Source organism: Pseudomonas sp. PAMC 26793 (assembly GCF_000313235.1).
In the GTDB taxonomy this organism is placed as follows: Bacteria; Pseudomonadota; Gammaproteobacteria; order Pseudomonadales; family Pseudomonadaceae; genus Aquipseudomonas; species Aquipseudomonas yamanorum.
Genome location: NZ_AMXG01000021.1, coordinates 80,506 through 105,653, shown reverse-complemented (window position 1 = coordinate 105,653; position 25,148 = coordinate 80,506). Strand labels below are relative to the sequence as shown.

Annotated in this window: 25 protein-coding genes; 15 read left to right on the top strand and 10 right to left on the bottom strand. The window is 62.5% G+C overall.

Features of this window, described 5'->3' with window-relative positions; genetic code table 11:
- Positions 1-83 precede the first annotated feature (83 nt).
- Positions 84-4,364, bottom strand: coding sequence for a DEAD/DEAH box helicase (locus D109_RS0107030; protein ID WP_017476303.1), 4,281 nt, complete (start codon positions 4,362-4,364; stop codon positions 84-86).
- A 166-nt stretch (positions 4,365-4,530) separates the two neighbouring features.
- On the opposite strand from D109_RS0107030, the gene D109_RS0107025 reads away from it, so the two are divergent.
- The 4 genes from D109_RS0107025 (at position 4,531) to D109_RS0107010 (ending at position 8,709) form a co-directional block, all read left to right on the top strand.
- Entirely contained in the window at positions 4,531-5,421 is an 891-nt protein-coding gene (locus D109_RS0107025; protein ID WP_008436463.1) for a sugar nucleotide-binding protein, read from the top strand.
- A gap of 243 nt (positions 5,422-5,664) precedes the next feature.
- A complete protein-coding gene (locus D109_RS0107020; RefSeq protein WP_017476302.1) occupies positions 5,665-6,789 on the top strand; it encodes an ATP-binding protein in 1,125 nt (374 codons plus the stop codon).
- 90 nt (positions 6,790-6,879) lie between these two features.
- Positions 6,880-8,322 (top strand): ATPase domain-containing protein, encoded by a 1,443-nt coding sequence (locus tag D109_RS0107015; RefSeq protein ID WP_026077826.1) that lies wholly within the window; start codon positions 6,880-6,882, stop codon positions 8,320-8,322.
- 24 nt (positions 8,323-8,346) lie between these two features.
- On the top strand, positions 8,347-8,709 hold the full coding sequence (locus D109_RS0107010; RefSeq protein WP_017476300.1) for a response regulator: 363 nt from the start codon (positions 8,347-8,349) through the stop codon (positions 8,707-8,709).
- Positions 8,710-8,808: 99 nt separating this feature from the next.
- Here the strand turns inward: D109_RS0107010 and D109_RS0107005 are convergent, their stop codons facing one another.
- The 5 genes from D109_RS0107005 to D109_RS0106985 all read right to left on the bottom strand — a co-directional run bounded on the left by D109_RS0107005 (position 8,809) and on the right by D109_RS0106985 (position 12,877).
- The gene (locus D109_RS0107005; RefSeq protein ID WP_017476299.1) at positions 8,809-9,507 is read right to left on the bottom strand and encodes an OmpW family protein; all 699 of its coding nucleotides are present in this window, start codon (positions 9,505-9,507) and stop codon (positions 8,809-8,811) included.
- 96 nt (positions 9,508-9,603) lie between these two features.
- Positions 9,604-10,125, bottom strand: coding sequence for a DUF3299 domain-containing protein (locus D109_RS0107000; RefSeq protein ID WP_017476298.1), 522 nt, complete (start codon positions 10,123-10,125; stop codon positions 9,604-9,606).
- 11 nt (positions 10,126-10,136) lie between these two features.
- Positions 10,137-11,402 carry an ABC transporter permease gene (locus D109_RS0106995; RefSeq protein WP_003210004.1) on the bottom strand — a complete coding sequence of 422 codons (1,266 nt, stop codon included), beginning with the start codon at positions 11,400-11,402 and terminating at the stop codon, positions 10,137-10,139.
- A gap of 1 nt (position 11,403) precedes the next feature.
- Positions 11,404-12,114, bottom strand: a complete 711-nt coding sequence (locus D109_RS0106990) for an ABC transporter ATP-binding protein (protein WP_017476296.1) — start codon at positions 12,112-12,114, stop codon at positions 11,404-11,406.
- A 151-nt stretch (positions 12,115-12,265) separates the two neighbouring features.
- Positions 12,266-12,877, bottom strand: a complete 612-nt coding sequence (locus D109_RS0106985) for a DUF2796 domain-containing protein (protein ID WP_017476295.1) — start codon at positions 12,875-12,877, stop codon at positions 12,266-12,268.
- Between the two features lie 135 nt (positions 12,878-13,012).
- Between D109_RS0106985 and D109_RS0106980 the strand changes: the two genes are divergently transcribed.
- A complete protein-coding gene (locus D109_RS0106980; RefSeq protein WP_017476294.1) occupies positions 13,013-13,360 on the top strand; it encodes a hypothetical protein in 348 nt (115 codons plus the stop codon).
- 3 nt (positions 13,361-13,363) lie between these two features.
- Here the strand turns inward: D109_RS0106980 and trxA are convergent, their stop codons facing one another.
- From trxA to D109_RS0106965, 3 genes are all read right to left on the bottom strand, one after another.
- Positions 13,364-14,236, bottom strand: a complete 873-nt coding sequence (gene trxA, locus D109_RS0106975; RefSeq protein ID WP_003209995.1) for a thioredoxin — start codon at positions 14,234-14,236, stop codon at positions 13,364-13,366.
- A 152-nt stretch (positions 14,237-14,388) separates the two neighbouring features.
- Entirely contained in the window at positions 14,389-15,045 is a 657-nt protein-coding gene (locus D109_RS0106970) for a methyltransferase (protein WP_017476293.1), read from the bottom strand.
- Positions 15,042-15,500, bottom strand: a complete 459-nt coding sequence (locus D109_RS0106965; protein WP_017476292.1) for a YbaY family lipoprotein — start codon at positions 15,498-15,500, stop codon at positions 15,042-15,044. Before D109_RS0106965 ends, D109_RS0106970 begins: the two co-directional genes overlap by 4 nt.
- A 139-nt stretch (positions 15,501-15,639) precedes the next feature.
- Between D109_RS0106965 and nrdR the strand changes: the two genes are divergently transcribed.
- The 10 genes from nrdR to D109_RS0106915 all read left to right on the top strand — a co-directional run bounded on the left by nrdR (position 15,640) and on the right by D109_RS0106915 (position 23,043).
- Positions 15,640-16,110, top strand: coding sequence for a transcriptional regulator NrdR (gene nrdR / locus D109_RS0106960; RefSeq protein ID WP_003209990.1), 471 nt, complete (start codon positions 15,640-15,642; stop codon positions 16,108-16,110).
- Entirely contained in the window at positions 16,107-17,243 is a 1,137-nt protein-coding gene (gene ribD / locus D109_RS0106955; RefSeq protein WP_017476290.1) for a bifunctional diaminohydroxyphosphoribosylaminopyrimidine deaminase/5-amino-6-(5-phosphoribosylamino)uracil reductase RibD, read from the top strand. Before nrdR ends, ribD begins: the two co-directional genes overlap by 4 nt.
- A gap of 34 nt (positions 17,244-17,277) precedes the next feature.
- The gene (locus D109_RS0106950) at positions 17,278-17,940 is read left to right on the top strand and encodes a riboflavin synthase (protein ID WP_010174663.1); all 663 of its coding nucleotides are present in this window, start codon (positions 17,278-17,280) and stop codon (positions 17,938-17,940) included.
- A gap of 16 nt (positions 17,941-17,956) precedes the next feature.
- The gene (gene ribBA / locus D109_RS0106945; RefSeq protein ID WP_017476289.1) at positions 17,957-19,048 is read left to right on the top strand and encodes a bifunctional 3,4-dihydroxy-2-butanone-4-phosphate synthase/GTP cyclohydrolase II; all 1,092 of its coding nucleotides are present in this window, start codon (positions 17,957-17,959) and stop codon (positions 19,046-19,048) included.
- 90 nt (positions 19,049-19,138) lie between these two features.
- Positions 19,139-19,615, top strand: a complete 477-nt coding sequence (gene ribE, locus D109_RS0106940; RefSeq protein WP_003209986.1) for a 6,7-dimethyl-8-ribityllumazine synthase — start codon at positions 19,139-19,141, stop codon at positions 19,613-19,615.
- The gene (gene nusB / locus D109_RS0106935; RefSeq protein ID WP_017476288.1) at positions 19,612-20,112 is read left to right on the top strand and encodes a transcription antitermination factor NusB; all 501 of its coding nucleotides are present in this window, start codon (positions 19,612-19,614) and stop codon (positions 20,110-20,112) included. The genes ribE and nusB overlap by 4 nt, the downstream gene beginning before the upstream one ends.
- Before the next feature lie 18 nt (positions 20,113-20,130).
- Positions 20,131-21,084, top strand: coding sequence for a thiamine-phosphate kinase (gene thiL, locus D109_RS0106930; protein ID WP_017476287.1), 954 nt, complete (start codon positions 20,131-20,133; stop codon positions 21,082-21,084).
- A gap of 128 nt (positions 21,085-21,212) precedes the next feature.
- Positions 21,213-21,830, top strand: a complete 618-nt coding sequence (ribA, locus tag D109_RS0106925; protein WP_017476286.1) for a GTP cyclohydrolase II — start codon at positions 21,213-21,215, stop codon at positions 21,828-21,830.
- Positions 21,827-22,246: a hypothetical protein gene (locus D109_RS0106920; protein WP_017476285.1), complete on the top strand. Its 420-nt coding sequence runs from the start codon at positions 21,827-21,829 to the stop codon at positions 22,244-22,246. The genes ribA and D109_RS0106920 overlap by 4 nt, the downstream gene beginning before the upstream one ends.
- Positions 22,246-23,043 carry a cobalamin-binding protein gene (locus D109_RS0106915; RefSeq protein WP_017476284.1) on the top strand — a complete coding sequence of 266 codons (798 nt, stop codon included), beginning with the start codon at positions 22,246-22,248 and terminating at the stop codon, positions 23,041-23,043. Before D109_RS0106920 ends, D109_RS0106915 begins: the two co-directional genes overlap by 1 nt.
- A 107-nt stretch (positions 23,044-23,150) precedes the next feature.
- On the opposite strand, the gene D109_RS0106910 is transcribed toward D109_RS0106915, so the two are convergent.
- The gene (locus tag D109_RS0106910) at positions 23,151-25,016 is read right to left on the bottom strand and encodes a TonB-dependent receptor domain-containing protein (RefSeq protein WP_017476283.1); all 1,866 of its coding nucleotides are present in this window, start codon (positions 25,014-25,016) and stop codon (positions 23,151-23,153) included.
- Positions 25,017-25,148 lie beyond the last annotated feature (132 nt).

The following is a 25,148-nucleotide window of genomic DNA, read 5'->3' as shown; positions in this document are numbered from 1 at the left end:
ATCGACCGCATTCCAAGGGTGGAACCGGATCGAATGTGGGAGCGGGCTTGCTCGCGAAGGCGTCATTACGGGCGCTACACGAGTCAGCGCCTGATCAGCTTCTCCCGCACTAACCCCGCCGCCTGCGCATCCAACTCCAGCAACACCTGCTGCTTGCCCGCCATCTCCACCGCCGCCGGCACACCATCCCGATACACCAGCCGATTACCGCTCAACGCCGGCACCTTGCTGCCCGGCAGCAGCGTACCCACCAGGTTCAGCGGGTCCGCTCCACATACGGCAATCAAGCTGCCATCGTGGGGCCGCCGCCGAACTTCCCGCAGCAGGGGAATCGCTTCCGGCAACGCAAACTGTTCTCCCGCCAGACCACTCACAAACCGGCCACCACGAATCTCGCCCCGGGCTTCCAGCCGGTGGAACGTGCGCAGCAATTCCCGCCAACTGGGCAGCCAGTCCGCCTCGCGCTCCAGCAGGCGCCAGAACACCACGCCGTAGCGGCGCAGCAAGGTCATCGCCACATGCTCCAGCGTCTCGGCCGAGTGAGCCGTCGGGCGCGTACCGTCCGCCACCGGCGCCCGCCGTACCAGGGCCCAACGCCCGGCATCGTCCATCCCGCCGACAAACGCGCCGCGCCCGCGCCGACTGCTGCGGGCCTGGCGTTTGCTCGCAGGTGTGGTCAGGGCGCGCAGGCCGGCAAAGCTGTCGGCGTTCGCCAGTCCGGCGCCCACCAGTTCCTGCAAGGCGGTTTCCAGTTCGCTGCGCAGCAGATGGGCTTCGTGGACCAATTCATCAAAAAACAGCGCGCCGTTTTCCCGCAGCGCCTGATGGACTTTCTGCGCCTTGGGCGAAAGCTCGCTGCTGTCGGGCGCTTCGGTCAGCCCACTCCACAACGGCACCTGGCTGCGGGGCAACAGCACTACCGGCGTGCTACGCAAGGCTGTCGCGCCAGTCTTGTTGCTCAGGCGCGTCCACACCACCTTGCCGCTGCGGCACAAATCGTCCAGCCAGTGGGGCGCGTAATCCTTGATTCGGGCGCTGAGCAAATCGCTGTCCCAGGCCGACGTGGCTGCGGCATAGCCTTCGAACTGCGCGACGATCTGCGGCAACACCGCGCTGCCCTGGCCACGGGTGCCCTCCGACAGGTGCTGCCAGTCGAACAGAAACCGCATGAAATCCTGCAACGCCACCGGCTCGATTTCCCGGCGCAGACGCTTGACCGTGTAGCGGTGAATACGCGCCAGCAGGTGGCGTTCGCACCATTGTTCGTCGCTGGCGCCGGGGCTGAAACGGCCGCGCAGTACGTAGCCTTCGCTTTCCAGCCGCGCAAGTGCCTGTGATACGTCTGCCACCGGCAAGGCCAGGCGCGCGGCGATCTCGATCAGGGTCAATGGGCCAAAACCGCTCAGGCGCGCCCGCAGAACTTCCACCAAGGCTTCATCGAAGGTCCAGGGCTCATCGAAACCGGGTAGCAGCGGCAGGTCATTTGGATAGATCGCGTTTAAGCAACTCAAGCGCTCCAGGGCGACCCAAACGGCTTGGTCGGCACCGATCTGCAATCGGCTGGCGCGCCCACCGTCGGCCAGGGCTTGCAGCCATTGGGCCCATTGCGGCGCAACTTCCGATTCAGCGATGCACGCCAGGCTCATCAACGCTTCATGCATTTCATCCAGGCCGTTGGGTGCCGGCCAGGCTTCCTCGCACACACCGGCAATCGCTTCGGCATCCAGCGCGCCGAGGTCGTCGGTGCTTTGCGGGTCGCTCCAACGGCGGTTGAGCACGGCCTGGGTACGACGCTCTTCCAGCGGTGCGTCATCAAGAAAGGTGTAGGGGCGGGCGCTGAGAATCTCCGCTGCCAAGGGTGACGGCGCCGGCAGGTCGCGGCTGATCAAACGGATTTCGCCGCGCTCCATGCGCCGCAGCAGGGCCAGCCAGCCTTCGCTGTCCATGGCCTCGTGCAGGCAGTCGTCGAGGGTTTGCTCCACCAGCGGATGCTCCGGCACTTCCCGCTCGCCGGCAAGGTTTTCCAGGCAGGCGATCTGGTCCGGGAACACACTGGCGATCAGGTCTTCACTCTTCATGCGCTGGATCTGCGGCGCCACCTTGCGCCCGCCGGTGTAACGCGGCAGCGCCAGGGCCACGCCGGCATTCCAGCGCCAGCGCACGCCGAACAGCGGCGCATCCAGCACCGCCTGGATCAGGATGTGCTCGGCGGTGTTGCTGTTCAGGTAGCGCCACACCTCATCCAGCTCAAAGCTGTGGCTGGTGGACAGCGACAACACGATCGCATCCTCGCTGGCGGCGGCTTGCAGTTCGAAGTTGAAGGTGCGGCAAAACCGTTTGCGCAGTGCCAGGCCCCAGGCGCGGTTGATGCGACTGCCGAACGGCGTGTGGATGATCAATTGGGTGCCGCCGGACTCGTCGAAAAACCGCTCCATGATCAGCGTGTCCTGGGACGGCAGCGCACTCAATGCCAGCCGCGCTCGCGCCAGGTAATCCACCAGTTGTTCGGCGCTGGCCAGGTTCAAACCGAGGGTGCCGGTGAGCCAGTCGAGCGCCGCCTGCAGCTTGCCGGGCGTGGCCCCCAGCCGCTCGTCCAGTTGCCCATGCAGGCGCGCCACGGCAAACGACAACTCGGCACTGCGGCCCGGTGCTTCACCGAGCCAGAACGGAATGGTCGGCGGCTGGCCGTGGGCATCCTCGACCCGCACTTTGCCGGCTTCCACCCGCAGGATGCGGTAGGACGTGTTGCCCAACTGGAAGATATCCCCGGCGATGCTTTCCACCGCGAAGTCTTCGTTGACGCTGCCGATGTTCAGGCTTTGCGGCTCCAGCAGCACGCTGTAGTCGGCGTTGTCGGGGATGGTGCCGCCGCTGGTCACGGCGGTGAGCTTGGCGCCCCGCCGGCCGCGCAGGGTGCGGGTGATGGCGTCGCGGTGCAGGTAAGCGCTGCGGATGCCCTGGCGGCCGTTGTAGCCCTCGGCGAGCATCTGTAGCAGCGCCTGATAGTGGCGTTCATCCAGTTCGGCGTAGGGCGAGGCGCGGCGGATCAGCGTGAGCAGGGCCTGTTCCTGCCATTCCTGGCAGCTGACTTCGGCGATGATCTGCTGGGCCAGCACATCCAGCGGCGCGACCGGGATCAGCAAGGTGTCCAGCTCGCCCCGGCGCACGCAGTCGAGGAGGGCAGCGCATTCGATCAGGTCGTCGCGGGTGGTGGCGAACAACCGGCCTTTGGGCGTGCCGCCGACCTGATGCCCGGAGCGTCCGACCCGTTGCAGGAAACCGTTGATCGAGCCGGGCGAGCTGATCTGGCACACCAAATCAACCTCGCCAATATCAATCCCCAGCTCCAGCGACGCGGTGGCGATCAGCACTTGCAACTCGCCGGCCTTGAGCCGTTGTTCGGCGTCCAGGCGCAGTTCCTTGGCGAGGCTGCCGTGGTGGGCGGCGACGGCGGTTTTGCCCAGGCGCTCGCTCAAGTGCCGGGCCAGGCGTTCGGCCAGGCGCCGGGTGTTGACGAAAATCAGCGTGGTGCGGTGTTGTTTGGCCAGTTCGGCGAGGCGGTCGTAGACCAGCTCCCACACGTCGTTGGCCATGACCGCCGACAGCGGCACCGGCGGTACTTCGATATCCAGGTCCCGTGGGCGCGCGTGGCCGATGTCGACGATCTCGCAGGGCCGGCCGGTGCCCACCAGAAAGCGCGATACGGCCTCGATGGGCTTTTGCGTGGCGGACAGGCCGATGCGGGTCAGCGGTTCGCTGCATAAACCCTGCAAGCGCTCCAGCGTCAGGGCCAGGTGACTGCCACGCTTGCTGGCGGCGATGGCGTGGATCTCATCGACGATCACCGTGCGGATGCTGGCGAGCATCTGCCGGCCGGAATCCGAGCCCAGCAGCACGTAGAGCGATTCCGGGGTGGTCACCAGGATATGCGGCGGGTGCTTGCGCATCAGGGCGCGGTCTTTCTGCGGCGTGTCGCCGGTACGTACGGCGGTGCGGATCGCCAGCGGCGGCAGGCCCAGGCGCTGCAGGTGGTCGGTGATACCAGCCAGCGGGTTTTGCAGGTTGATCTGGATATCGTTGGACAATGCCTTGAGCGGCGAAACGTAGACCACCAGCGTCTGGTCTGGCAGTTGGCCGCCATTGGCCAGGCCTTGGTGTACAAGGTCGTCCAGCACCGCGAGAAAGGCGGTCAGGGTCTTGCCGGAGCCGGTGGGCGCGGCAATCAGCGTCGAGCGTCGCTCGCGGATCAGCGGCCACGCCCGGGCCTGGGCGGTGGTCACCGACGGGAACGTACTGCGGAACCAGGCGCTGACGGCGGGGTGGAAACCGTTCAAGACCGTGTCCGTTGATTCAGGAAGGTTCATACCCAATTTATGCGGCCAGCCCCGGCAACTTGCAACCCCGCACTTTATAAGTGACGGTTGCGCTACAAACCCGCAAAATGCAACGATTCTGGCAAATGCCAACGGCATGGCTCACAAGCCTGTCGATAATAACCATCGTTCCAAACAGACCGGGCCTGCTCAATCTATGCGAATGCGCCTTATGTTACTGGGCGGCGGGAATGCCCTCGGGCAGGCGCTGATTCGCCTCGGTGCGGAGGAAGACATCGGTTTCCTCGCCCCGCGTCCGCCCCAAGACGGCTGGGATGCCGCGAGCCTCACGCAACTGCTCGACGACACCCGTCCCGATGCCTTGATCAATCTCGCCTATTACTTCGACTGGTTCCAGGCGGAGACGGTCAGCGAAACGCGTCTGGCTGCCCAGGAATATGCGATCGAGCGCCTGGCGGAACTGTGCCAGCACCACAGCATCACTTTGCTGCAACCGTCCAGCTACCGGGTGTTCGATGGCTCCCGCGCCACCGCCTACAGCGAAAAAGACGAACCCGTGCCCTTGGGCCTGCGGGGCCAGGCGTTGTGGCGCATCGAGCAGAGCGTACGCGCCACCTGTCCGCAGCACGTGCTGCTGCGTTTTGGCTGGCTGCTGGATGACAGCGTCGACGGCACCCTCGGACGCTTCCTGGCCCGTGCCGAAAAACCTGACGAACTGCTGATGGCCGACGACCGCCGGGGCAACCCGACGCCGGTGGACGACGCGGCGCGGGTGATCATTTCGGTGCTCAAGCAACTGGATTGCGCCGCGCCGTTGTGGGGCACTTATCACTATGCCGGCCACGAAGCGACCACCCCGCTGGCGCTGGGGCAGGCGATCCTGACCGAAGCGCGCAACTTCCACCCGCTGGCCGTGGAAGCCCCGACCGCCCAGGCCCACGCCGCCCGTCCGGATGCCGCCGATGAACCGCAACACGCGGTGCTGGCCTGCAAGAAAATCCTCCACACCTTCGGCATCAAGCCACGGGCATGGCGGGCCGGGTTGCCGGCGTTGCTCGACCGGTTCTACCGACACGGTCAAACTTAAAAAAAGGCGCCTGCAACAGGCGCCTTTTTTGCGGTGGTGTCCGGACGGATTCGGTTGATACGTGTTGGCCAGGCGGGGGCGCCACGGCATACGAAAAATTTGAAACCTTTGGTGCGCCCGGTCATCCATGCCAATAGGGATTGATTGTGCTTACGGCTCGTTCAGCAAAAGCAAAAGTCTGCATTCAGAAGAAGACTTCGCCCATCCAGCCATGGGCAGCCTAAAAGAGGAGCCCCACCCATCATGGCAACACATTCTCCGGTGAATGGTTCGCCGCCGCCTCACGATGATGTGTATGAGGAGGCGCACGACCTGCAGTTCGCTTTGAGTACCGCCGGGCTTGGTATATGGCGCCTGGATTTGACGACGGGTGAACTGAAGACCTCGGCCACTTGCCGCCTCAACTTCGGACTCGAACCACAGATACCGTTCAGTTATGAGCACATGCAGCGCTTGGTGCACGCCGAAGACAAGCGCCGAGTGGCCGAAGCGTGGGATCGCTCCATCGCTCAACGTGGCGACTACGATATTCACTACCGCGTCATCACGCCACGGGGTGGAACTCGCTGGCTGCACGTGTGCGCAAGACCCCGTTATGCCGATGATGGTCTACCCGTCGCGATGACGGGAACCGTTCAGGATGTGAGCCAAGAGCAGTCACTTCAGTCGCAGAAGATGGACGCGCTGGGGCGGGTAACTGGCCGAGTGGCTCATGACTTTAACAATCTGCTGACGGTGATCCGTTCTTCAGCGGATCTTTTGAAGCGGCCTTCCCTATCAGAAGAGCGGCGCCTGCGCCTGGTGGAAGCCATTTCCGAGGCGGTGGAGCGTGGTTCTCATTTCACCAGCCAATTGCTGTCCTTCGCTCGCAGGCAAGCCCTCCATCCCGCACCGCTGGATGTCAACTCAAGTACATTGGCCATGGTCGATACGATTGCTGTGCGGGTTGGCACAGGCATCCACGTACGCATCGAGTCCACAGCATTACCCTGCGTTGTTCACGTCGACCCAGGACAGTTTGAAGCCGCCATTCTCAATATGGTCATGAACGCCCGCGACGCCATGATGGAAAAGGGGGAGATGGTCATCCGCGTTGAGTCGATGGACCTTATCCCTGCGTCCGATGGTTATCCCCTTATCAAGGGGCGTTTCGTTGCCGTGTCCATCACAGACAATGGCTCGGGTATCGCTCCGTTCAGCCTCGATAGAATCTTTGAACCGTTTTTCTCCACCAAAGGCAAAGGCCAGAGAACGGGGCTGGGGCTCAGTCAGGTATTTGGTTTTGCCAAACAGTCGGGGGGAGAGATCAGGGTCGAGAGTCGTCTGGGTCAGGGAAGTACGTTCACGCTTTATTTGCCCCGCCCTTGAACTGGATGAGCGGATAGCCCGATGGCGCAAATGGAGTTAGCATCGTAAACCTTCGGCTCAAGAGCCTGTTGTTCACATCAGGGTTGCATTGTGGAAAAGCTAAATCGCCTTCAAAGCGGAATAGAAGGGCTGGATGCTCTGCTCAAGGGCGGGCTAGTCGCAGGTGCCTCCTACATTATCCAGGGGCGCCCAGGATCCGGTAAAACCATCCTCGCCAATCAACTGGGGTTTAATCATGCGCGCAACGGGGGCCGTGTACTGGTCGCCACGTTGCTGGCTGAGTCCCACGACCGGTTATTTCAATTCCTCTCCACCCTGAACTTCTTTGATGTTTCCCGGGTGGGAGCTGAAATTCAGTTCGTCAGTGCGTTTGACACCCTTGAGAACGACGGTCTCGATGAAGTGGTCAAGCTGCTTCGGCGTGAGATCAGTCGTCAGAAGGCCACCGTGTTAGTGGTCGACGGCTTGCTCAATGCACGCTCCAAGGCTGACTCGCCCATCGACACCAAGAAATTCATTTCCGAGCTGCAAGGGCATGCCGCGTTCGCCGGTTGTACGGTGCTGTTTCTCACCAGTTCCCGGTTGGACGACGGCAGTCCGGAGCACACCATGGTTGATGGTGTGATTGAGATGGGCGAGGAGCTTCACGGCAGCCGTTCAGTGCGCCGTATTCAACTGCGCAAGACTCGCGGCAGTGGTGCACTGACCGGATTGCACGAGTGTGAAATTACCGACGATGGCCTGGTGGTTTATCCGCGTCTGGAAAGCCTCTACAGCCATCCATCGTTACCTGACAGTGCCGATCTGACGCGTATCACCAGCGGCATCGGTTCGCTGGACGCCATCATCGGCGGTGGCCTGCACAGTTCTTCCGTTACGCTCGTCATGGGGCCTTCCGGCGTCGGGAAAACCACGTTGGGCCTCCGGTTCCTCGCTGAGTCGACAGTGGAAGCGCCGGGCCTGCATTTCGGTTTTTATGAAAGCCCGCAGCGGTTACGCCTCAAAGGCCAATCGCTGGGTATTGATATCAAGGGTATGGAAGAAAGTGGTGCGCTGAGTCTTGCCTGGCAACCCACGACAGAAGGCCTGCTCGACGGTCTCGGCGCACGTCTGCTGAAAATGGTTGAGGAAAAGGGCATCAAGCGCCTGTTCATCGACAGCTTGAGCGGCATGACCCGAGTGTCGACGAACCCGGCACGCATCACTGATTTCTACAGTGCCCTGATGAGCGAGCTTCGTGCCCGTGGCGTAACGGTATTTGCCTCATGGGAGATGCGTGACGTTTTTGGTTCGGAGGTCAGTTCTCCGACCCCGGACCTGTCCAGTATTGTCGATAACCTGCTGCTGATGCGTTTCTTCGAGATTCAATCTGAACTAAGAAGAATGCTTTCGATTCTTAAGGTACGAGATAGCTTCTACGATCCTTCGCTTCTTGAAGTGGTAATCCATGAAAACGGCGTTGACCTGAAGAAGGCATCAAGAAATGCATTGGCTGTCCCTAATGATTCTTCGCTGCCGGGCTCAACGTCCTAAGTCTCTGATTCGGGTTGAACTGACATGACCACCATCCTGGTCGTCGACGACGAGTATTTGATCGCTGACATTCTCGGCTATGCGCTGGAGGATGAGGGGTACATGGTCGTAAAAGCGAGCAATGGCCAGAAAGGACTCGAGGTCCTGGAGCGCGAGCGGCCAGCGTTGATCATCACCGACTTCATGATGCCGGTCATGGACGGCCTGGAGTTTGCCGAAGCGGTTCGTGCACTGCCGGCAGTCAAACACTTGCCCATCATTCTGATCAGCGGAGCCCAGGCACATATTGGTATGGAGCGGTCGGACTTGTTCAATGCGGTGTTGAAAAAGCCGTTCAACATTGACTTGGTCATAGCTCAAGTGCACCAACTCCTGGCTGACGCCTGATTCGCAGCACACGGGCGTGTGCCTGGCCTCTGATTGGCACTGGCCTTCTATGGGAAGGCTCACAAAAAAGGCCCTGTACAACAGGGCCTTGGGTAGAACCTAGAACTTGTAGCCAATACCGACCATGTACACCATCGGATCAACATCCACATTGACCTTGGCCCGAGTGCCCTGGCCCAGGGCGTTGTTATCCACAGTGGCCTTGGTGCTGATGTCGATGTAGCGCGCCTGGGCGTTGATCATCCACTTGTTGTTGATCATGTAGTCCGCACCGATCTGCGCGGCCCAGCCCCAGGAGTTTTCCGCCTTGAAGTTGCTGAAACCGGCCTGCTCGGCGCGGCTGCCGACGTGCTCGTCGTAGATCCAGGTGTAGTTGATACCGGCGCCGATGTACGGTTGGAATACCGACTTGCTGTCCAGCGGGTAATACACGACGCTCAGGGTCGGTGGCAGGTGCTTCAGTGTACCGAGCTTGCCGTTGGCGGCGCCCAGGGCGGTGTCCTTGATCTTCACATCGTGCTCGAACGGCGTGGCCGCCAGCAGTTCGATACCCCAGTGGCTGGTGAACATGTAGGCGAAGTTCAAGCCCAGTTGAGTGTCGCTGCTCATGGTCGCCTTGCCACCCAGGTTGGTCCCGGCCAGCGGGCCCTGGTCAACCTTGACACTGCTGCTGTCCGCTTTCGGGTTGACGGTGATTGCACCGGCGCGAATCAGGATGTCACCGGCTTCGTGAGCGTGGGCAACGGGGGCAGCGAGGGCGAGCGCGACAAGCGACGCGCCGAGCAGGGACTTGTTCATGGGAGCTCCAGAGGATGTATTAAAAGAGATACATCCAATGGTAGAGATCGTTCCGGCTGGGCTTTTGACTCAGCTCAATGAAACGGTGATAACGCGCTACTCCTGCAATTCGTACACGTAGATCTTGTCGGCATCCATTTGGTAGCCGGCATCGGCCAGTTCACTGCTGGACGGTTTGACCTGCATCTGGCCTTCGATCCAGTACGGCTGATACAACTCGTCGAGCTTCACGCCGACTTCGCTTTTGACATGCACGATCTGGTTCGACGGCGGTGGCGGTACATGGATGCACGCGCCGAAATACGGCACCAGCAGGAACTCTGTGGTGCGGCCTTCCTCGCTGACTTCCAGCGGCACGATATAACCGGGCAGGCGGATGTGCTTACCGTCCAGGCTTTGTACGACTGGCGCGTTGGGCAGGTCCTGCTTGGCGGCCGGCGCAGACTCCACCGACAACGCATCAGCCATGCCCGACAAGTCGTGCAGCGGTTTCATGTTGGGGATTTCCGGCGGTGCATCCGGCGGGATCATCTCTTGCCACGACAGGTCCTTGGGCTGGTCTTCAGCCCAGGCGGGCAGGGCCACCAGCAGTAACAGCGCAAGTACGACGCGACGCATCAACAGCTTCCTCATAAACGTATCGACAGGCCGTCGGCCAACGATTGCCGGTAGGCGCGCCAGGCCGGCACGCTGCCCATCAGCAAGGCTGCGACGAGAATACCGCCGAGCAGGGTCCATTCATATTCGCTCGGCAACGACAGCGGCAGGTCCAGGCCGTAATTGGCCTGCAAATACCCGCGCGACGCGGCGATGCACACATACAGCAGCCCGACGCCGGCAATCACGCCGGACAGCGCCAGGGCGAAGGCTTCGAAGATCAGCAAGGTCGCAATGTGCCAGGGCCGTGCGCCCACCGAACGCAGGATCGCCATTTCCCGGCGGCGCTCGTTAAGGCTGGTGAGGATCGCGGTGAGCATACCGATCAAGCCGGTCAGCACCACGAACAGCGAGATCACGAACAGCGCTTTTTCAGCGGTGCCCATCATGCTCCACAGCTCTTGCAGGGCCACGCCCGGCAGGATCGCCAGCATTGGCTCACCACGAAATTCGTTAATCTCCCGTTGCAGAGCGAAGGTGGAGATCTTGTTGTTCAAGCCGAGCATGAACGCGGTGATGGCTTGGGGCGTGAGGTCCATGTTGCGTGCCTGGTCGGCGCTGATGCGGCCTTTGCCCTGGGCAGGTACGCCGTTGTGCCAATCGATGTGAATCGCTTCCATGCCACCGAGGCTGATGTGCAGCGTGCGGTCCACCGGGGTGCCGGTGCGCTTGAGGATGCCGACCACGGTGAACGGCTTGTCATCGTGCTTGACCAGGCTGACCACCGCCACGCCGTGGGCCAGCACCAGCTTGTCGCCCAGCTTGTAATGCAGCGCGTCGGCCACTTCGGCGCCGAGCACCACTTCGAACGGATCGGTGGCGAAGGCGCGACCACTGGCGAGTTCAAGGTTCTGCCGGCGGCCGTATTGGTAGTGTTCGAAATAGGATTCGTTGGTGCCCATCACCCGGTAGCCGCGGTGGGAGTCGCCGAGGGAAATCGGGATTGCCCATTTCACCTGCGGGTTGGCGGCGAAATGCTCGTAGCTGTCCCAGCGAATATTGTTGGTGGCGTTGCCGATGCGGAACACCGAATACAGCAGCAAATTCACCGAACCGGAGCGCGCGCCGACGATCAGGTCGGTGCCGCTGATAGTGCTGGCGAAGCTGGCGCGGGCTTCGGTGCGTACCCGCTCCACCGCCAGCAACAGGCACACCGAGAGGGCGATGGCGAAGGCGGTAAGGATCGCGGTAAAGCGGCGGTTAGCCAGGCTGGCCATGGCTAGTCGAAACAAATACATCTCAAACCTCTGCGGGCGTGGCGGCGCGATTGAGTTCGGCCAGCGACAGGTTGCGGTCGAACAGCGGCGCCAGGCTCTGGTCGTGGCTGACGAACAACAGGCTGGCGCCCGCTTCGCGGCATTCGGCGAACAACAACTGAATGAAGGCTTCCCGGGCGTCGTAGTCCAGGGCTGAAGTCGGTTCGTCGGCGATCACCAGTTCCGGTTGGCCGATCAGCGCGCGGGCGGCGGCCACCCGTTGTTGCTGGCCGATGGACAGCGAGTCGGCGCGGCGTTCCAGCAGGTTCTTGTCCTTCAGGCCCAAGTGGGCGAGCAAGGTCGCGGCGGCCTGGTCGACGCTGCCATGGCGCTGGATCGCCCGCTGCGCCCGCAGCTTGGAAAAGTGGCAGGGCAACTCCACGTTCTCGCGCACCGAGAGAAACGGCAGCAGGTTGAACTGCTGGAAGATGTAGCCGGTGTGGTCGACGCGGAAGCGGTCGCGGGCGCCGGCCGAGAGTTCGGTCAGCTCCTGGCCCAGCAGGCGGATGCTGCCGCGACTGGGCTTTTGCACACCGCCCAGCAGGCCCAGCAGGGTGGTCTTGCCACTGCCGCTGGGGCCCTTGAGGAACAGGGTTTCCCCCGGCTCCAGGCGAAACGTCGGGATGTCCAACAACTGTGGGTGACCGGGCCAGTTGAAGCCCAGGTCAGACAGTTCGATAAGTGCTTGGGTCATAGGGAGGTCAGAGGTCTGGCTCGATTTGGATGATGACACTGATCAACTGTGGGAGCTGGCTTGCCTGCGATGGCATCGCCGCGGTGTTTCAGAAAAACCGAGGCGTTTGCATCGCAGGCAAGCCAGCTCCCACATTAACCGGGGCATGAACTCAGAATTTCAGGGTAGCTGCCTGCGCCGTCGCTTCCACACCCTGCTGGCCGCTCGGGCCAATGAGTTGTACCTGAATTTTCTGGGTGGCGGGGAAGGTCTTGAACACCTGGGTCAGGTCGAGGTTGCTCAGGGCGGTCGGCGTGGCGCAGGTGAACTGGTAGTGAGCGTGGATTTCGCTGTGGTCGTGGTGATGTTCGTGGGCGGCGGCGCCTTTGCCATCGGTGGCGTGGTCGTCATCGTCCTCATCGTGGTCGGCTTCAGGTTTGTCGCCGAACAGCGGGCTGTTCAGTTCCTGGGTGCTGATCACGCAACCGGCGGCCTTGGGCAGGCTGAACAGCACCAAAGGCTGCTCCAGTTGCTTGCGGGCGGCGGCGACCTTGGCTTTGTCGGCAGGGGTGGTGGCGAGGTGTTCGAAACCCACCAGGTTCATCGCCGGGCTGTCCAGTTCCAGCTCCAGGGCCTGGCCGTCGAGCACCGCGTTGAGGCGACCCACGCCGTGTTCGTGGGCGCCGAGGCTGCCGTGCTCGTGATCATGGTCGTGCTCGTCGGCTGCCTGGGCGATGGCCAATGGCAACAGGGCAAACGGCAAAGCGAGCAGCAAACGGCGCATGGTGGAACTCCCGAACAAAGATGAAAGTTTTGTTATGTGATCTTATAACAATTTTGCGAGGAGTTTGACCGCCTGCTTGGCGTAGCGCAAGACGCGTGGGAGCATGCTCGTCAGAAAAGTGCGGGAGTAAGTGCGATGTTGAGAATTCGTGGAACCGTCGGTGACCTGCCGGTGGACTTGACCCTGGAGTTGGACGACGGCGACTGGGCCCGGCTGGGCGCCCAGTTGCAGGCCAGCAAGCCCCCGAGTGCCGAGCCCGTGGTGGCGCCGGCCCCGGGTAACCTGGACGAGAGTCTGTGGCAGGCCGCCCAGGATTTGCTGCGCAAGGCCGGGCAACTCAACGGCCTGGAATTGCTTGATCAACTGGAAGGCTTGGCCGGCAGCGCCTCGGCGGGCAAGCGCCTGCTGGTGCGCCTGCGCCATAGCGCCAAGGTCAAGGTGGCCAGCGGCGGGGATACGCCGCTGTACAGTTGGATCGAGTAAGGCTTAATACAGCGCGGCGAACAGCTTGCGGCGGTAAACGGTGACAAGCGGGTGGTCGTTGCCGAGCAGTTCGAACACCTGCAACAGCGTCTTGTGGGGCAGGCCCTCGCTGTAGCTGCGGTTGCGGATGAACAGCTTGAGCAAGCCATCCAGCGCGGCATCGTATTGCTGGCGCGCCAGTTGTTGCACGGCCAGTTGATACACCGCCTCGTCATCCTGCGGGTTTTGCGCCAGGCGCGCTTTCAAATCGGCAGCGTCCGGCAGGTCGGCGGCCTGGCGCAGGAAGGTGATCTGCGCCTTGGCACCGGCCAGGGCGGCCTTGTGATCATCGCTCTTGACCGCGTCGAGCACGGTTTGCGCTTCGCCCAGCTCACCGCGTTCGGCGAGGCAGCGTGCGTACAGGATCAGCGCGGCGGCGTTGGTGTTGTCTTCCCCGAGCAAGGTCACCAGCACGGCCTCGGCGTCGGTGATGCGGCCTTCGGCAAACAACGCCTGGGCCTGCTCCAGCGGGTCGGCAGCCGCTGGCGGCGGCATCTGCACATGGGGCTCGAGCATCGCGCGCACGGCGGACTCGGGTTGCGCACCGGCAAACCCATCCACCGGCTGGCCATCCTTGAACAGCACCACGGTGGGCAGGCTGCGAATGCCAAAGCGCGAGACCACGTCCGGCTCGGCATCACAATCGACCTTGGCCAGCAGCAACTCACCCTGATAACTCTCGGCAATCTGCGCGAGCATCGGCATCAACGCCTTGCACGGCGCGCACCACTCGGCCCAGAAATCCACCAGCACGGGTTTTTCGAAGGAATTCTGGATCACGGCCTGGTCGAAGGTGGCGGTGGTGGCGTCGAAGATGTACGGCGTGGGCTCACTCATGGGGTATCTCGAAGAAAGCAGGGGATGGGGCAACTATAAGGGTTGGTGGGGTTGGCTGAAAGCGGGGCGGTCTCAGGATCGCAATCGCAGGCAAACCAGGTCCCACAGGGGAATGCCTTTCAAATGTGGGAGCGGGCTTGCCCGCGATGCTCTCAAGCGCGCTGCGAATGGTACAGGCTCACCTTGCGAAACTCCCACGGTTCGGCCAGGTCGGGCAGGGTCAGGGCGTCGAGGATTTCCAGGCGCTGGTAGTCCGGGTGCTGGAAGTCCCGCACTCGGGAATCGGCGACCAGCGCTTCTCGGCCTCGAGTCAGGAATTCATCCAGCAGCGGCAGGTTCGCCCGGTCGTACAGCACATCGGCGACCAGGATCAGGTCGAACCGATCGGCTTCGGCGAAGAAGTCTGCGGAGTAACCCAGGGTCACGCCATTGAGTTGCGCATTCGCCCGGCAGGCAGCCAGGGCCAGCGGATCCAGGTCGCACGCCACCACTTCCAGCGCTCCAGCCTTTACTGCGGCAATCCCGGCAACGCCCGAACCTGCACCGAAATCCAGCACTCGCTTGCCTGCCACCCACTCAGGATTGGCCGCCAGATACCGGGCCAGCGCCAGGCCGCTGGCCCAGCAAAAGCTCCAGTACGGCGGTTCATGCAGGATGCGTCGGGTTTCTTCGGGGCTGAAGGCGCGGTCCATGTTGTCGGCGTCCAGCAGCCACAGCGACAACGCGGTGCCCGGCAGCGGGCAGGGCACCAGTTGGGCGTCGCCAATCAGTTCGCTGAGGGCGCGTTGCAGGTCCAGCGGTGGCGTCATGGTGCGGGAACGAGTTGCAGCGGGCCGGTGGTCTGGGTGATCGCTTGGGTGATACGCACGGGCGGCAAATGCAGGATCAACTGGCCGGACTGGCTGGCGCGACCGCGCAGTTCAACACGCCCGCCTGCCGGGAAGGCTTCGGGGTTGAAGCGCAGGCGGAAGGCCAAGGGCTTGTTGTTGCCGATCAGCACGCTGCTGGCCAGCAGTTGTTGCGGGCGCGAACGATCGTCGATCACCAGCAGTGCCAGTTCGACTTCCGCGCCGGCGGGTACACCGTTCAACTGGCCGCTGACTTCACGCTGGAAGGCGGGCAGCGGGCCGAGGTCTTCTTCCACACCCGGGATTTTTTTCTCTTGCTGTGGGGCGGCAACGGGCGCGGCAGGTTTTGGGGCATGGCTGCTGCAGGCGACCAGGAAACCGAGCAACGTGAGCAAAACAAGTGGTCGTAACTGCATGTACGGCTCCAGAAAGGACAAAATCCGTGGCTTAAAAAATATGAAACATAATCGTCAGCCTATATACCGTAAAGGCTATGGCTTGTCTTGCCACAGGGATGCGCTACCATGGCCCTCCCATTTTTTGTTGCCTGCCACCATGCACTGTCCCTTCTGCGGTGCCAACGACACCAAGGTCATTGACTCGCGTCTGGTCGCCGAGGGCGAACAGGTGCGTCGCCGGCGTGAATGCCTGGCCTCTGGCTGCGGTGAACGTTTCACCACCTTCGAAACCGCCGAACTGGTATTGCCACGTCTGATCAAGACCGACGGCAGTCGCCAGCCTTTCGACGAAGAAAAACTGCGCGCCGGAATGCAGCGCGCCCTGGAAAAACGCCCGGTGAGTGTCGAGCGGCTGGAAGCGGCGCTGGTGCATATCAAGCACAAGCTGCGCGCCACTGGCGAGCGCGAAGTCAAATCCCTGGTGGTTGGAGAATTGGTGATGGGCGAGCTGCAAAAGCTCGACGAAGTCGCCTATATCCGTTTCGCCTCGGTGTATCGACGCTTCCAGGACCTCAACGAGTTCCGCGAAGAGATCGACCGCCTGGCCCGTGAGCCGGTAAAAGAATGAACCCACCTTCGGCAGAACAAGCGGTACTCGACGCCCATTACATGGCCCGTGCCCTGGAATTGGCGCGCAAGGGCCTGTACACCACCCACCCCAACCCCCGGGTTGGCTGCGTGATCGTGCGTGACGGGCAGGTTGTCGGCGAAGGCTGGCACGTGCGCACCGGCGAACCCCATGCGGAAGTCCACGCCCTGCGGGCGGCGGGCGACAAGGCCCGGGGCGCCACGGCCTACGTGACCCTTGAACCGTGCAGCCACCACGGGCACACACCGCCCTGCGCCGATGCCTTGGTGAATGCCGGCCTGGCCCGCGTGGTTGCGGCGATGCAGGACCCGAATCCGGAAGTCGCCGGGCGTGGCATGCGCCGTCTGGCCCAGGCCGGGATCGAGACGTACAGCGGCTTGCTGGAAAACGAAGCGCGGGCGCTCAACCCGGGCTTTCTCAAACGCATGGAACATGGCCTGCCGTTTGTGCGGGTCAAGTTGGCCATGAGCCTGGACGGTCGCACCGCCATGGCCAATGGCGAAAGCCAATGGATCACCGGCCCGGCCGCCCGTGCCGCCGTGCAACGCCTGCGGGCCCAGGCCAGTGTGGTGCTGACCGGCGCCGACACGGTGCTGGCCGATGGCGCTCGCCTGACCGTGCGCGCCGCCGAGCTGGGGCTGGATGAAGAAACCACCGCCCTGGCGATGTCCCGTCCGCCGCTGCGCGTATTGATCGATGGCCGCCTGCGGGTGCCGCTGAATGCGCCGTTCTTCAAGGCCGGCCCCGCGCTGGTCATCACCTGCGTGACCCCGGACAACCAATACCCAACCGGGCCCGAGTGCCTGGTGGTGCCGGGCGTCGACGGCCAGGTCGACCTGCGTTCCGCGCTGGTGGCCCTGGCTGCCCGTGGCGTCAACGAGGTGTTGGTGGAGGCCGGCCCAAGCCTGGCCGGTGCCTTCGCCCAGCAAGGCCTGGTGGACGAATACGTGATATTCGTCGCCGGCAAGTTCCTCGGCTCCGCTGCCCGGCCTTTGCTGGACTGGCCGCTTGAGAAACTGGCCGACGCCCCCCAACTCAAGATTACTGAAATGCGCGCTGTGGGCGATGACTGGCGAGTCACTGCCATCCCTCTGCCATCAGCGAGCGTATAATTCCCGGCCTGCGCCACGTCTTCAGGAGAACGGCATGTTCACCGGCATTATCGAATCCATCGGCAGCATCCGTGCAATGACCCCAAAAGGCGGCGACGTACGCCTGCTGGTTGAAACCGGCAAGCTCGACCTGAGCGACGTCAAACTGGGCGACAGCATCGCCGTCAGCGGTGTGTGCCTGACCGTCATCGAATTGCCTGGCAACGGCTTTGCCGCCGATGTCAGCCGGGAAACCCTGGACTGCACCGCGATGAACGACCTCAAGAGCGGCAGCCCGGTGAACCTGGAAAAAGCCCTGACCCCGACCACCCGTCTTGGCGGGCACCTGGTCAGCGGCCACGTCGACGGTGTCGGCGAAGTCGTCGCCCGCAGCGAAAATGCCCGCGCCGTAGAATTCCGTATTCGCGCGCCGAAAGAGCTGGCCAAGTACATCGCTCACAAAGGCTCGATCACCGTCGACGGCACGAGCCTGACCGTGAACGCCGTGAATGGCGCCGAATTTGAACTGACCATCATTCCCCACACCCTGAGCGAAACCATCATGGCGTCGTACCAGCCGGGTCGCCGGGTGAACCTGGAAGTCGACTTGCTTGCCCGTTACCTGGAGCGCCTGTTGTTGGGCGATAAGGCCGCAGAGCCAACCGGCAGTAACATCACTGAAAGTTTTTTAGCCGCTAACGGCTACCTTAAATCCTGACCCAAGGGGGTGCCGCGTGGCGCTCAACAGCATCGAAGAACTGGTTGAAGACATCCGCCAAGGCAAGATGGTCATCCTGATGGATGACGAAGACCGCGAGAACGAAGGCGACCTGATCATGGCCGCCGAGTGCTGCCAGCCGGAACACATCAACTTCATGGCCAAGCACGCCCGTGGCCTGATCTGCATGCCAATGAGCCGCGAGCGCTGCGAGCTGCTCAAGCTGCCGTTGATGGCGCCGCGCAATGGTTCGGGGTTTGGCACCAAGTTCACCGTGTCCATCGAAGCCACCACCGGTGTCACCACCGGCATCTCCGCTGCTGACCGTGCCCGCACCGTGCAAGCCGCTGCTGCGAAAGACGCCAAGGCCGAAGACATCGTCAGCCCTGGCCACATCTTTCCGCTGATGGCCCAACCGGGTGGCACCCTGGCTCGCGCCGGCCACACCGAAGCCGCCTGCGACCTGGCGCGCATGGCCGGTTTCGAGCCGAGCGGTGTGATCTGCGAGGTGATGAACGACGACGGCACCATGTCCCGTCGCGCGGAGCTGGAAGAGTTTGCCGCGCTGCATAACATCAAGATCGGCACCATTGCCGACCTGATTCACTACCGGATGATCCACGAACGTACCGTTCAGCGGATTGCCGAGCAGCCGCTGGACAGCGAGCTGGGCCAGTTCAACCTGGTGACCTATCGTGATTCCGTGGAAGGCGACGTGCACATGGCCCTGACCCTGGGCACCATCTGCGCTGAAGAACCGACCCTGGTGCGGGTGCACAATATGGACCCGCTGCGGGACCTGCTGATGGTCAAGCAACCGGGGCGCTGGAGCCTGCGGGCCGCGATGTCCGCGGTGTCCGAGGCCGGCAGCGGTGTGGTATTGCTGCTGGGCCATCCGCTGGACGGCGACGTGTTGCTGGCGCATATCCGCGAAACCGCCGACCACGTGCCGGTGAAAAAGCCGACCACCTACAGCATCGTCGGCGCCGGTTCGCAGATCCTGCGGGACTTGGGTGTACGCAAAATGCGCCTGATGAGTGCGCCAATGAAATTTAATGCCATATCCGGTTTCGACCTGGAAGTAGTAGAATACGTGCCCTCCGAATAAAGGCCGGCGTTGTTTACCCCTTGTTCGCGGTTCAAATATCACTGAGGGGCGCGCACTAAGCGCGTCCCGGCTCTTTAAGAGATTTGTCGAATGACCCTGAAGACCATCGAAGGTACCTTCATCGCCCCCAAAGGCCGCTATGCCCTGGTGGTTGGCCGCTTCAACAGCTTCGTGGTTGAAAGCCTGGTAAGCGGTGCCGTGGATGCCCTGGTTCGCCACGGTGTGAGCGAAAGCGACATCACCATTATCCGCGCTCCTGGCGCCTTCGAAATTCCACTGGTTGCGCAGAAAGTTGCACAGCAGGGTGAATACGCGGCGATCATCGCCCTGGGCGCGGTCATTCGTGGCGGTACTCCGCACTTCGAATACGTGGCTGGCGAATGCACCAAGGGCCTGGCCCAGGTGTCCATGGAGTTCGGCGTGCCGGTCGCCTTTGGCGTGCTGACCGTTGATTCCATCGAGCAAGCCATCGAACGTTCCGGCACCAAGGCCGGTAACAAAGGTGCCGAAGCTGCCCTGTCCGCCCTGGAAATGGTCAGCCTGCTGGCACAGTTGGAGGCCAAGTGATTAGCGACGACAGCGATCAGTTCAACCCCCAGGACCCGCGCCCAGCAGACGCCGGCAAGCCCTCTAAGAGCGAAAAGCGTCGTGCGGCCCGTCAGCTCGCGACCCAGGCGCTGTACCAGCGCCACATGGCTAAAACCTCGCTGAACGAAATCGAAGCGCAATTTCGCGTCGACAACGATTTCAGCGCGGCCGATGCCAGCTACTTCCACGACATCCTGCACGGCGTTCCGGCCAACCTGCCGGAGATCGACGCTGCCTTGTCGCCGTGCCTGGACCTGGCGATCGAAGAGCTGGATCCGGTTGAACTGGCCGTACTGCGCCTGTCCACCTGGGAACTGCTCAAGCGCGTCGACGTACCGTACCGCGTAGTGATCAACGAAGGGATCGAACTGGCGAAAGTCTACGGTTCCACCGACGGTCACAAGTTCGTCAACGGCGTGCTCGACAAGCTGGCCCCGCGCCTGCGTGAAGCCGAAGTGAAGGCGTACAAGCGCTAACTGGCGCTTGCTGACGCAATGGGCGAGTTTGAGCTGATCCGCAACTACTTCGCCGCCGCGCCCTGTGCGCAGGGCGGCGAAGGCATTGCACTGGGGATTGGCGACGACTGCGCCTTGCTGGCGGTTCCTCCCGGGGAACAGCTGGCGGTTTCCACTGATACTCTGGTGGCCGGCGTGCATTTTGCCGACCCCTGCGACCCGTTTCTGCTCGGCCAGCGCTCGCTGGCCGTGGCAGTCAGCGACCTGGCAGCCATGGGCGCCAATCCCCTCGCATTTACTCTTGCCCTGACCACCCCGACGGTTGATGCCGATTGGCTGCAACGCTATGCCCAGGGTTTGAACGCCATGGCCCAGGGTTGCGGTGTGATTCTGGTGGGTGGCGATACCACCCGTGGGCCTTTGAGCCTGACCCTGACTGTGTTTGGCCGGGTGCCAGCGGGTCAGGCCTTGACCCGCAGCGGTGCGCGGCCCGGCGACTTGCTATGTGTTGGCGGTGAGCTGGGTAACGCGGCGGGCGCATTGCCGCTGGTACTGGGGCAGCGCACGGCAGAGGCCGCTGTTGCCGAGCCGTTGCTGGCCCATTACTGGTCGCCGCAACCGCAGTTGGCGCTGGGCCTGGCGCTGCGGGGCAAGGCGACGTCTGCCATGGATATTTCCGACGGCCTTCTGGCTGATTGCGGGCATATCGCCAAGGCGTCGGCTGTCAGCTTGTTGATCGAGCAGCAAAAGCTGCCGTTGTCGGCGGCCTTGCTGGCGTTGGTTGGCGACGCGGATGCGCGGGTAGCTGCGTTGAGCGGCGGTGACGACTACGTGCTGGCGTTCACCTTGCCACCTGCCGAACTGGCGCCGTTGCTGGCGGCCGGTGCGCCGGTCCATGTGATCGGCCGGGTCGAGGCGGGGCAGGGCGTGACCCTGCTGGACGCGGCGGGCCAGGACATCACACCCGCCCTCCGTGGCTATCAACATTTCTGACACCCATAGAACCAAGCTGAAGGCCAATCGAACCTATTGATCTTTATCAGCGACAATTCAGCTTAAGCGTCTGTAGGAACCTGCTGTTACAATCTATCCCCTGTGAAATCAGAAATCAGGAGCACACGGTGCCCGTCGTTTTCGTTGCCGCTTCCAAGCTGCCAACCCCTTTTGCCACGTTCACCATGAATGGTTTTCTTGAAGAAACCACCGGGCGCGAACACGTTGTTCTGAGCCTCGGTGACGTGGCGGACGGCGCTCCGGTGCTCGGCCGCGTGCACTCCGAGTGCCTGACCGGCGATGCCCTGTTCAGCCAGCGCTGTGACTGCGGCTCGCAACTGGAAGCCGCCATGCAGGCCATCGCCCGTGAAGGCCGTGGCGTGTTGCTGTACTTGCGTCAGGAAGGCCGTGGTATTGGCCTGCTGAACAAGATCCGTGCCTACGAGCTGCAAGATGGCGGCGCCGACACCGTAGAAGCCAACGAGCGCCTGGGGTTTGCCGCCGACCAGCGTGACTACGGGATCTGCCTGCCGATGCTCCAGCACCTGGGGGTCAAATCCCTGCGCCTGATGACCAACAACCCACGCAAGGTCAAAGCCTTGACCGACATGGGCATCACCGTCGCCGAGCGCGTGCCGCTGCACACCGGCCACAACCCGCACAACAAACACTACCTGGCCACCAAGGCCAGCAAGCTCGACCACATGATGGGCAACGAGCACCAAGGCGAGGTCGACCGGGCGTGACGCGCGGCCAGGTCAAGCGGCGACTGTCGTTTAACTGGTGGCAATACCTGGCGTTGGCGTTGGTGCCGTTGTTTGTGATCAACCTGGTGTTTGGCAAAGCCGAGCCCTTGCTGCCGGTGCTGGCGATGCCGTTTTTCATCGCCGGCGTGGCCTCGATGTTTGTCAGCCTGCGTTACTTCCATGGCTATAAACACGCACTGATCGCCACCGGCAAAGCCCTCGATACCCCTGAAGAACCGGCTGCCTGGATCACCCTCGCGGCCTGTCGTCGTGTGGCGTTGCTGGTGGCTGCACTGCCGGCCTGGATCGGCGCACTGGCGGTGTTTGTCGGGTTGGAAGCGGTGCCGCTGTTTCTGCTGGCGCTGTCGACCCTGGTGCTGTTCTACCTGTATCGCATTCCGCGTCAGTTGGGTTGATGCGCGCCTGGCTGGCGGTGTTGCTGCTGGTCGTCGCGGCCCAAACTGCGGCGGTCGAGCGGGTTGTCAGCCTGGCTCCTTCCTTGTCTGAAATCGTCGTTGAGCTGGGCGCTGCTGATTTGCTGGTAGGCGTGCTGGACGGCGGCGAGCGGCCGCAGGCCTTGGTGAACGTGCCTTCGGTGGGAAACTACGGGCAGTTGGACATGGAACGGCTGCTCAGCCTCAAGCCAGACCTGATCCTGCTCTGGCCCGGCAGCGTCGGCCCGGCCCAGCGTGAGCAGCTCCAACGCTTGAACATCCCGGTGTTTGTCGCCGAGCCCCATAGCCTTGAACAACTCACCTCGCAAGTCGAAACCATTGCCCAGCAACTCGGGCGGGCTGAGGCCGGCCGGCACTTGGCTGCGCAGTTACGTCAGCGCTTGGCCGAGTTGCGCTTGCGCTATCACCGGGTCGAGCCGTTGCGGGTGTTTTATCAGGTGTGGAACCAGCCGCTGTACACCGTTGGGGGCGGGCAGATCATCAGCGATGCGCTGAGTGTGTGCGGCGCGCGCAATGTGTTTGATGACCTCAAGCTGCCGGCTCCGCAGGTCAGCATTGAGTCGGTGCTGCAGCGTAATCCCGAGGTGATTCTGGCGGGCGATCAATCGCAGCTGGATGCCTGGAAGGCTTGGCCACAGGTGGCGGCGGTGGCTGCCGGGCATTTGCTGGTGGTGCCCGACAAGGGCCTGGAACGGCCCAGCGGGCAGATGCTGGAAGCGGTGGCGCGGTTGTGTCAGGTGATTGCACCGGGGCTGTGAGAGCGCTATCGCAGGCAAGCCAGCTCCCACATTTGACCGCGTTCATGCATGCGACGCGGTTAAATGTGGGAGCCGGGCTTGCCCGCGATGAGGCCGGTGCAGACGACTTAGAGTTCTGGTGTCCAGGTCACTCCGAACATCAGCGCCCGGCCTTCTTCCCGATAGCCATATTGCTGGCCTTGATACTGATACAGCGCCCGGCTGTAGGCTTTGTTCAGCAGGTTATCGAGCTTCATTTCCAGTGTGATCTCACGATTCACCGCCCAACTGCCCCGTAGCCCGAGTAAACCGTACCCGCCCAGGCGTTGCTGGTTCGCCGCATCGTCGTAGCTGCTGCTCACCGCTTGCCAGCTGGCGCCGACGCCGAACCGGTCGAATTGGCGATCCAGGTCCAGGCTCAGGGTGCGCCTGGCTCGACGGGCCAGTGTGCGCCCGGTGTCGCGGTCCCGTGGGTCGATCAGCGCAATGCCGAGGCTGCTTTGCCAGCCGAACAGCTCTTGCTTGAGCGCCGCTTCGAAGCCGTTGATGCGCGCCGAGCTGACGTTTTGCGGGACGTTGCTGTCGATTACGATCGCGTCCTTCAGGTCGGTCCTATATAGCGAGGCTTCCAGTCGGCTCGTGTCGTTGAGTTGGCTTCGCCACTGTACTTCGTAGCTTTTCGAGGTTTCGGGCTTGAGGTTTGGATTGCTGCTTTTTTGGGCGTTGTAGTCTGGATAATAGAGGTCGTTGAACGTTGGCGCCCGAAAGCCTTCGCTATAGCTCAGCAACAGATCATTGTCCGGGTTCAGCGGCAGGGTGAAAGTGCCGCTCCAGCTGTTGTGGCCGCCGAACTGTTGGTTCTGGTCGCGGCGCAGGCCCAGCTCTGTGGAAAAAGATTGCGCCTGGAAACGGTGCTGGATAAACGCGGCGCGGTTCCAGCGACTGTCCTCATTGAGCTGGGCGCTGCTGTTGACCTGGTCCTCGTACCAGTCGCCGCCCAGGATCAGGCTGTTCTGCTCATTGAGGGTTAGGTCGTTTTGCCAGTTCAGCGAGTTACGATAGGTGTTGAACACGCTGCGTTCGGTGCTGAGCTTGTCCCGGGTTTCCTCGCGGTTCTCGCTGTGGCCCGCTTCCAGCCGGGACTTCCAGGCGTCATTGATACGCGCGTCGACATAGCTGCTGACGCTGCTTACGGTGAAGTTGGAATAGGGCTTTTGCGGGGAGAACGAGTTGTCGAATTCGCTTTTGCCACGATTATCCAGCACGTTCACGCCGGCTTCGAGGTCTTCGTTGAAGGCATGGCTCAGGCTGAAACTGGTGGACTGGTTGCGATAGGCGTCATGGTCGCGGTCGCTGGGGTACGAGACATACGTGCGATTGATCCCGGCGGTGTCATCCAGGCTGGCGCCGAGGTTGAAGCGGGTTTTCTCGTCACCGCCGGACAGGCCCAAGCTGCGTTCCCACGTCTGGTTGCTGCCAAATCCCACATGCAGGCGGGGTTGCAGGCCGGACTCGTTACCATGCCGGGTGAAAATCTGGATCACCCCGCCAATCGCATCGCTGCCGTAGATCACCGAGCGCGAACCGCGCAGCACTTCCACCCGTTCGATCTGTTGGATGTTCAGGTGCTGCAGGTTGCTGTCGCCGGAAGTCGAGTTGCCAATGCGCTGGCCATCGACCAACACCAGGCTTTGGGCCGATTTGGTGCCACGAATGTAAACGCTCGCCAGGCTGCCACGGCCACCGGCTTGTGAAACCTGTACGCCGGGCACGCGGCTCAGCAGGTCGGTCACGCTGGTGGGTTGCAGGCGGTCGATGTCGTCGCGGGTAAAGATGGTGTTGGCGGCGCTGCTGTCGTTGCGCGCCTGGACCTGGCGGTTGGCGCTGATTACCACGTCGGGCAGCTTGAGGGCGTCGTCGCGTTCGAAGCTGTCGGCGAGCAGATCGGTGGCTGGCAGTAACAGAAGGGGCAGGGCGAGGCGAAGGCGGATCATGGGCTGTCCGTAGCATTTGAAGTGGGCATAAAACAAATGTGGGAGCGGGCTTGCTCGCGAAAGCGGTGGGTCAGTCAACAGATGTATTGACTGACACTGCGCCTTCGCGAGCAAGCCCGCTCCCACATTTTT

Bases quoted from the DNA above. Each gene is read 5' to 3' on its own strand.
- D109_RS0106950 (WP_010174663.1), top strand. From the start codon at position 17,278: ATGTTCACCGGCATTATCGAATCCATCGGCAGCATCCGTGCAATGACC.
- D109_RS0106980 (WP_017476294.1), top strand. From the start codon at position 13,013: ATGTTGAGAATTCGTGGAACCGTCGGTGACCTGCCGGTGGACTTGACC.
- D109_RS0106970 (WP_017476293.1), bottom strand. From the start codon at position 15,045: ATGACGCCACCGCTGGACCTGCAACGCGCCCTCAGCGAACTGATTGGC.
- D109_RS0107030 (WP_017476303.1), bottom strand. From the start codon at position 4,364: ATGAACCTTCCTGAATCAACGGACACGGTCTTGAACGGTTTCCACCCC.
- D109_RS0107000 (WP_017476298.1), bottom strand. From the start codon at position 10,125: ATGCGTCGCGTCGTACTTGCGCTGTTACTGCTGGTGGCCCTGCCCGCC.
- D109_RS0106915 (WP_017476284.1), top strand. From the start codon at position 22,246: ATGCGCGCCTGGCTGGCGGTGTTGCTGCTGGTCGTCGCGGCCCAAACT.
- thiL (WP_017476287.1), top strand. From the start codon at position 20,131: ATGGGCGAGTTTGAGCTGATCCGCAACTACTTCGCCGCCGCGCCCTGT.
- D109_RS0107005 (WP_017476299.1), bottom strand. From the start codon at position 9,507: ATGAACAAGTCCCTGCTCGGCGCGTCGCTTGTCGCGCTCGCCCTCGCT.
- D109_RS0107010 (WP_017476300.1), top strand. From the start codon at position 8,347: ATGACCACCATCCTGGTCGTCGACGACGAGTATTTGATCGCTGACATT.
- nrdR (WP_003209990.1), top strand. From the start codon at position 15,640: ATGCACTGTCCCTTCTGCGGTGCCAACGACACCAAGGTCATTGACTCG.
- ribD (WP_017476290.1), top strand. From the start codon at position 16,107: ATGAACCCACCTTCGGCAGAACAAGCGGTACTCGACGCCCATTACATG.
- D109_RS0106910 (WP_017476283.1), bottom strand. From the start codon at position 25,016: ATGATCCGCCTTCGCCTCGCCCTGCCCCTTCTGTTACTGCCAGCCACC.
- D109_RS0106965 (WP_017476292.1), bottom strand. From the start codon at position 15,500: ATGCAGTTACGACCACTTGTTTTGCTCACGTTGCTCGGTTTCCTGGTC.
- ribE (WP_003209986.1), top strand. From the start codon at position 19,139: ATGACCCTGAAGACCATCGAAGGTACCTTCATCGCCCCCAAAGGCCGC.
- trxA (WP_003209995.1), bottom strand. From the start codon at position 14,236: ATGAGTGAGCCCACGCCGTACATCTTCGACGCCACCACCGCCACCTTC.
- D109_RS0106990 (WP_017476296.1), bottom strand. From the start codon at position 12,114: ATGACCCAAGCACTTATCGAACTGTCTGACCTGGGCTTCAACTGGCCC.
- D109_RS0107025 (WP_008436463.1), top strand. From the start codon at position 4,531: ATGCGAATGCGCCTTATGTTACTGGGCGGCGGGAATGCCCTCGGGCAG.
- D109_RS0106995 (WP_003210004.1), bottom strand. From the start codon at position 11,402: ATGTATTTGTTTCGACTAGCCATGGCCAGCCTGGCTAACCGCCGCTTT.
- D109_RS0107020 (WP_017476302.1), top strand. From the start codon at position 5,665: ATGGCAACACATTCTCCGGTGAATGGTTCGCCGCCGCCTCACGATGAT.
- D109_RS0106985 (WP_017476295.1), bottom strand. From the start codon at position 12,877: ATGCGCCGTTTGCTGCTCGCTTTGCCGTTTGCCCTGTTGCCATTGGCC.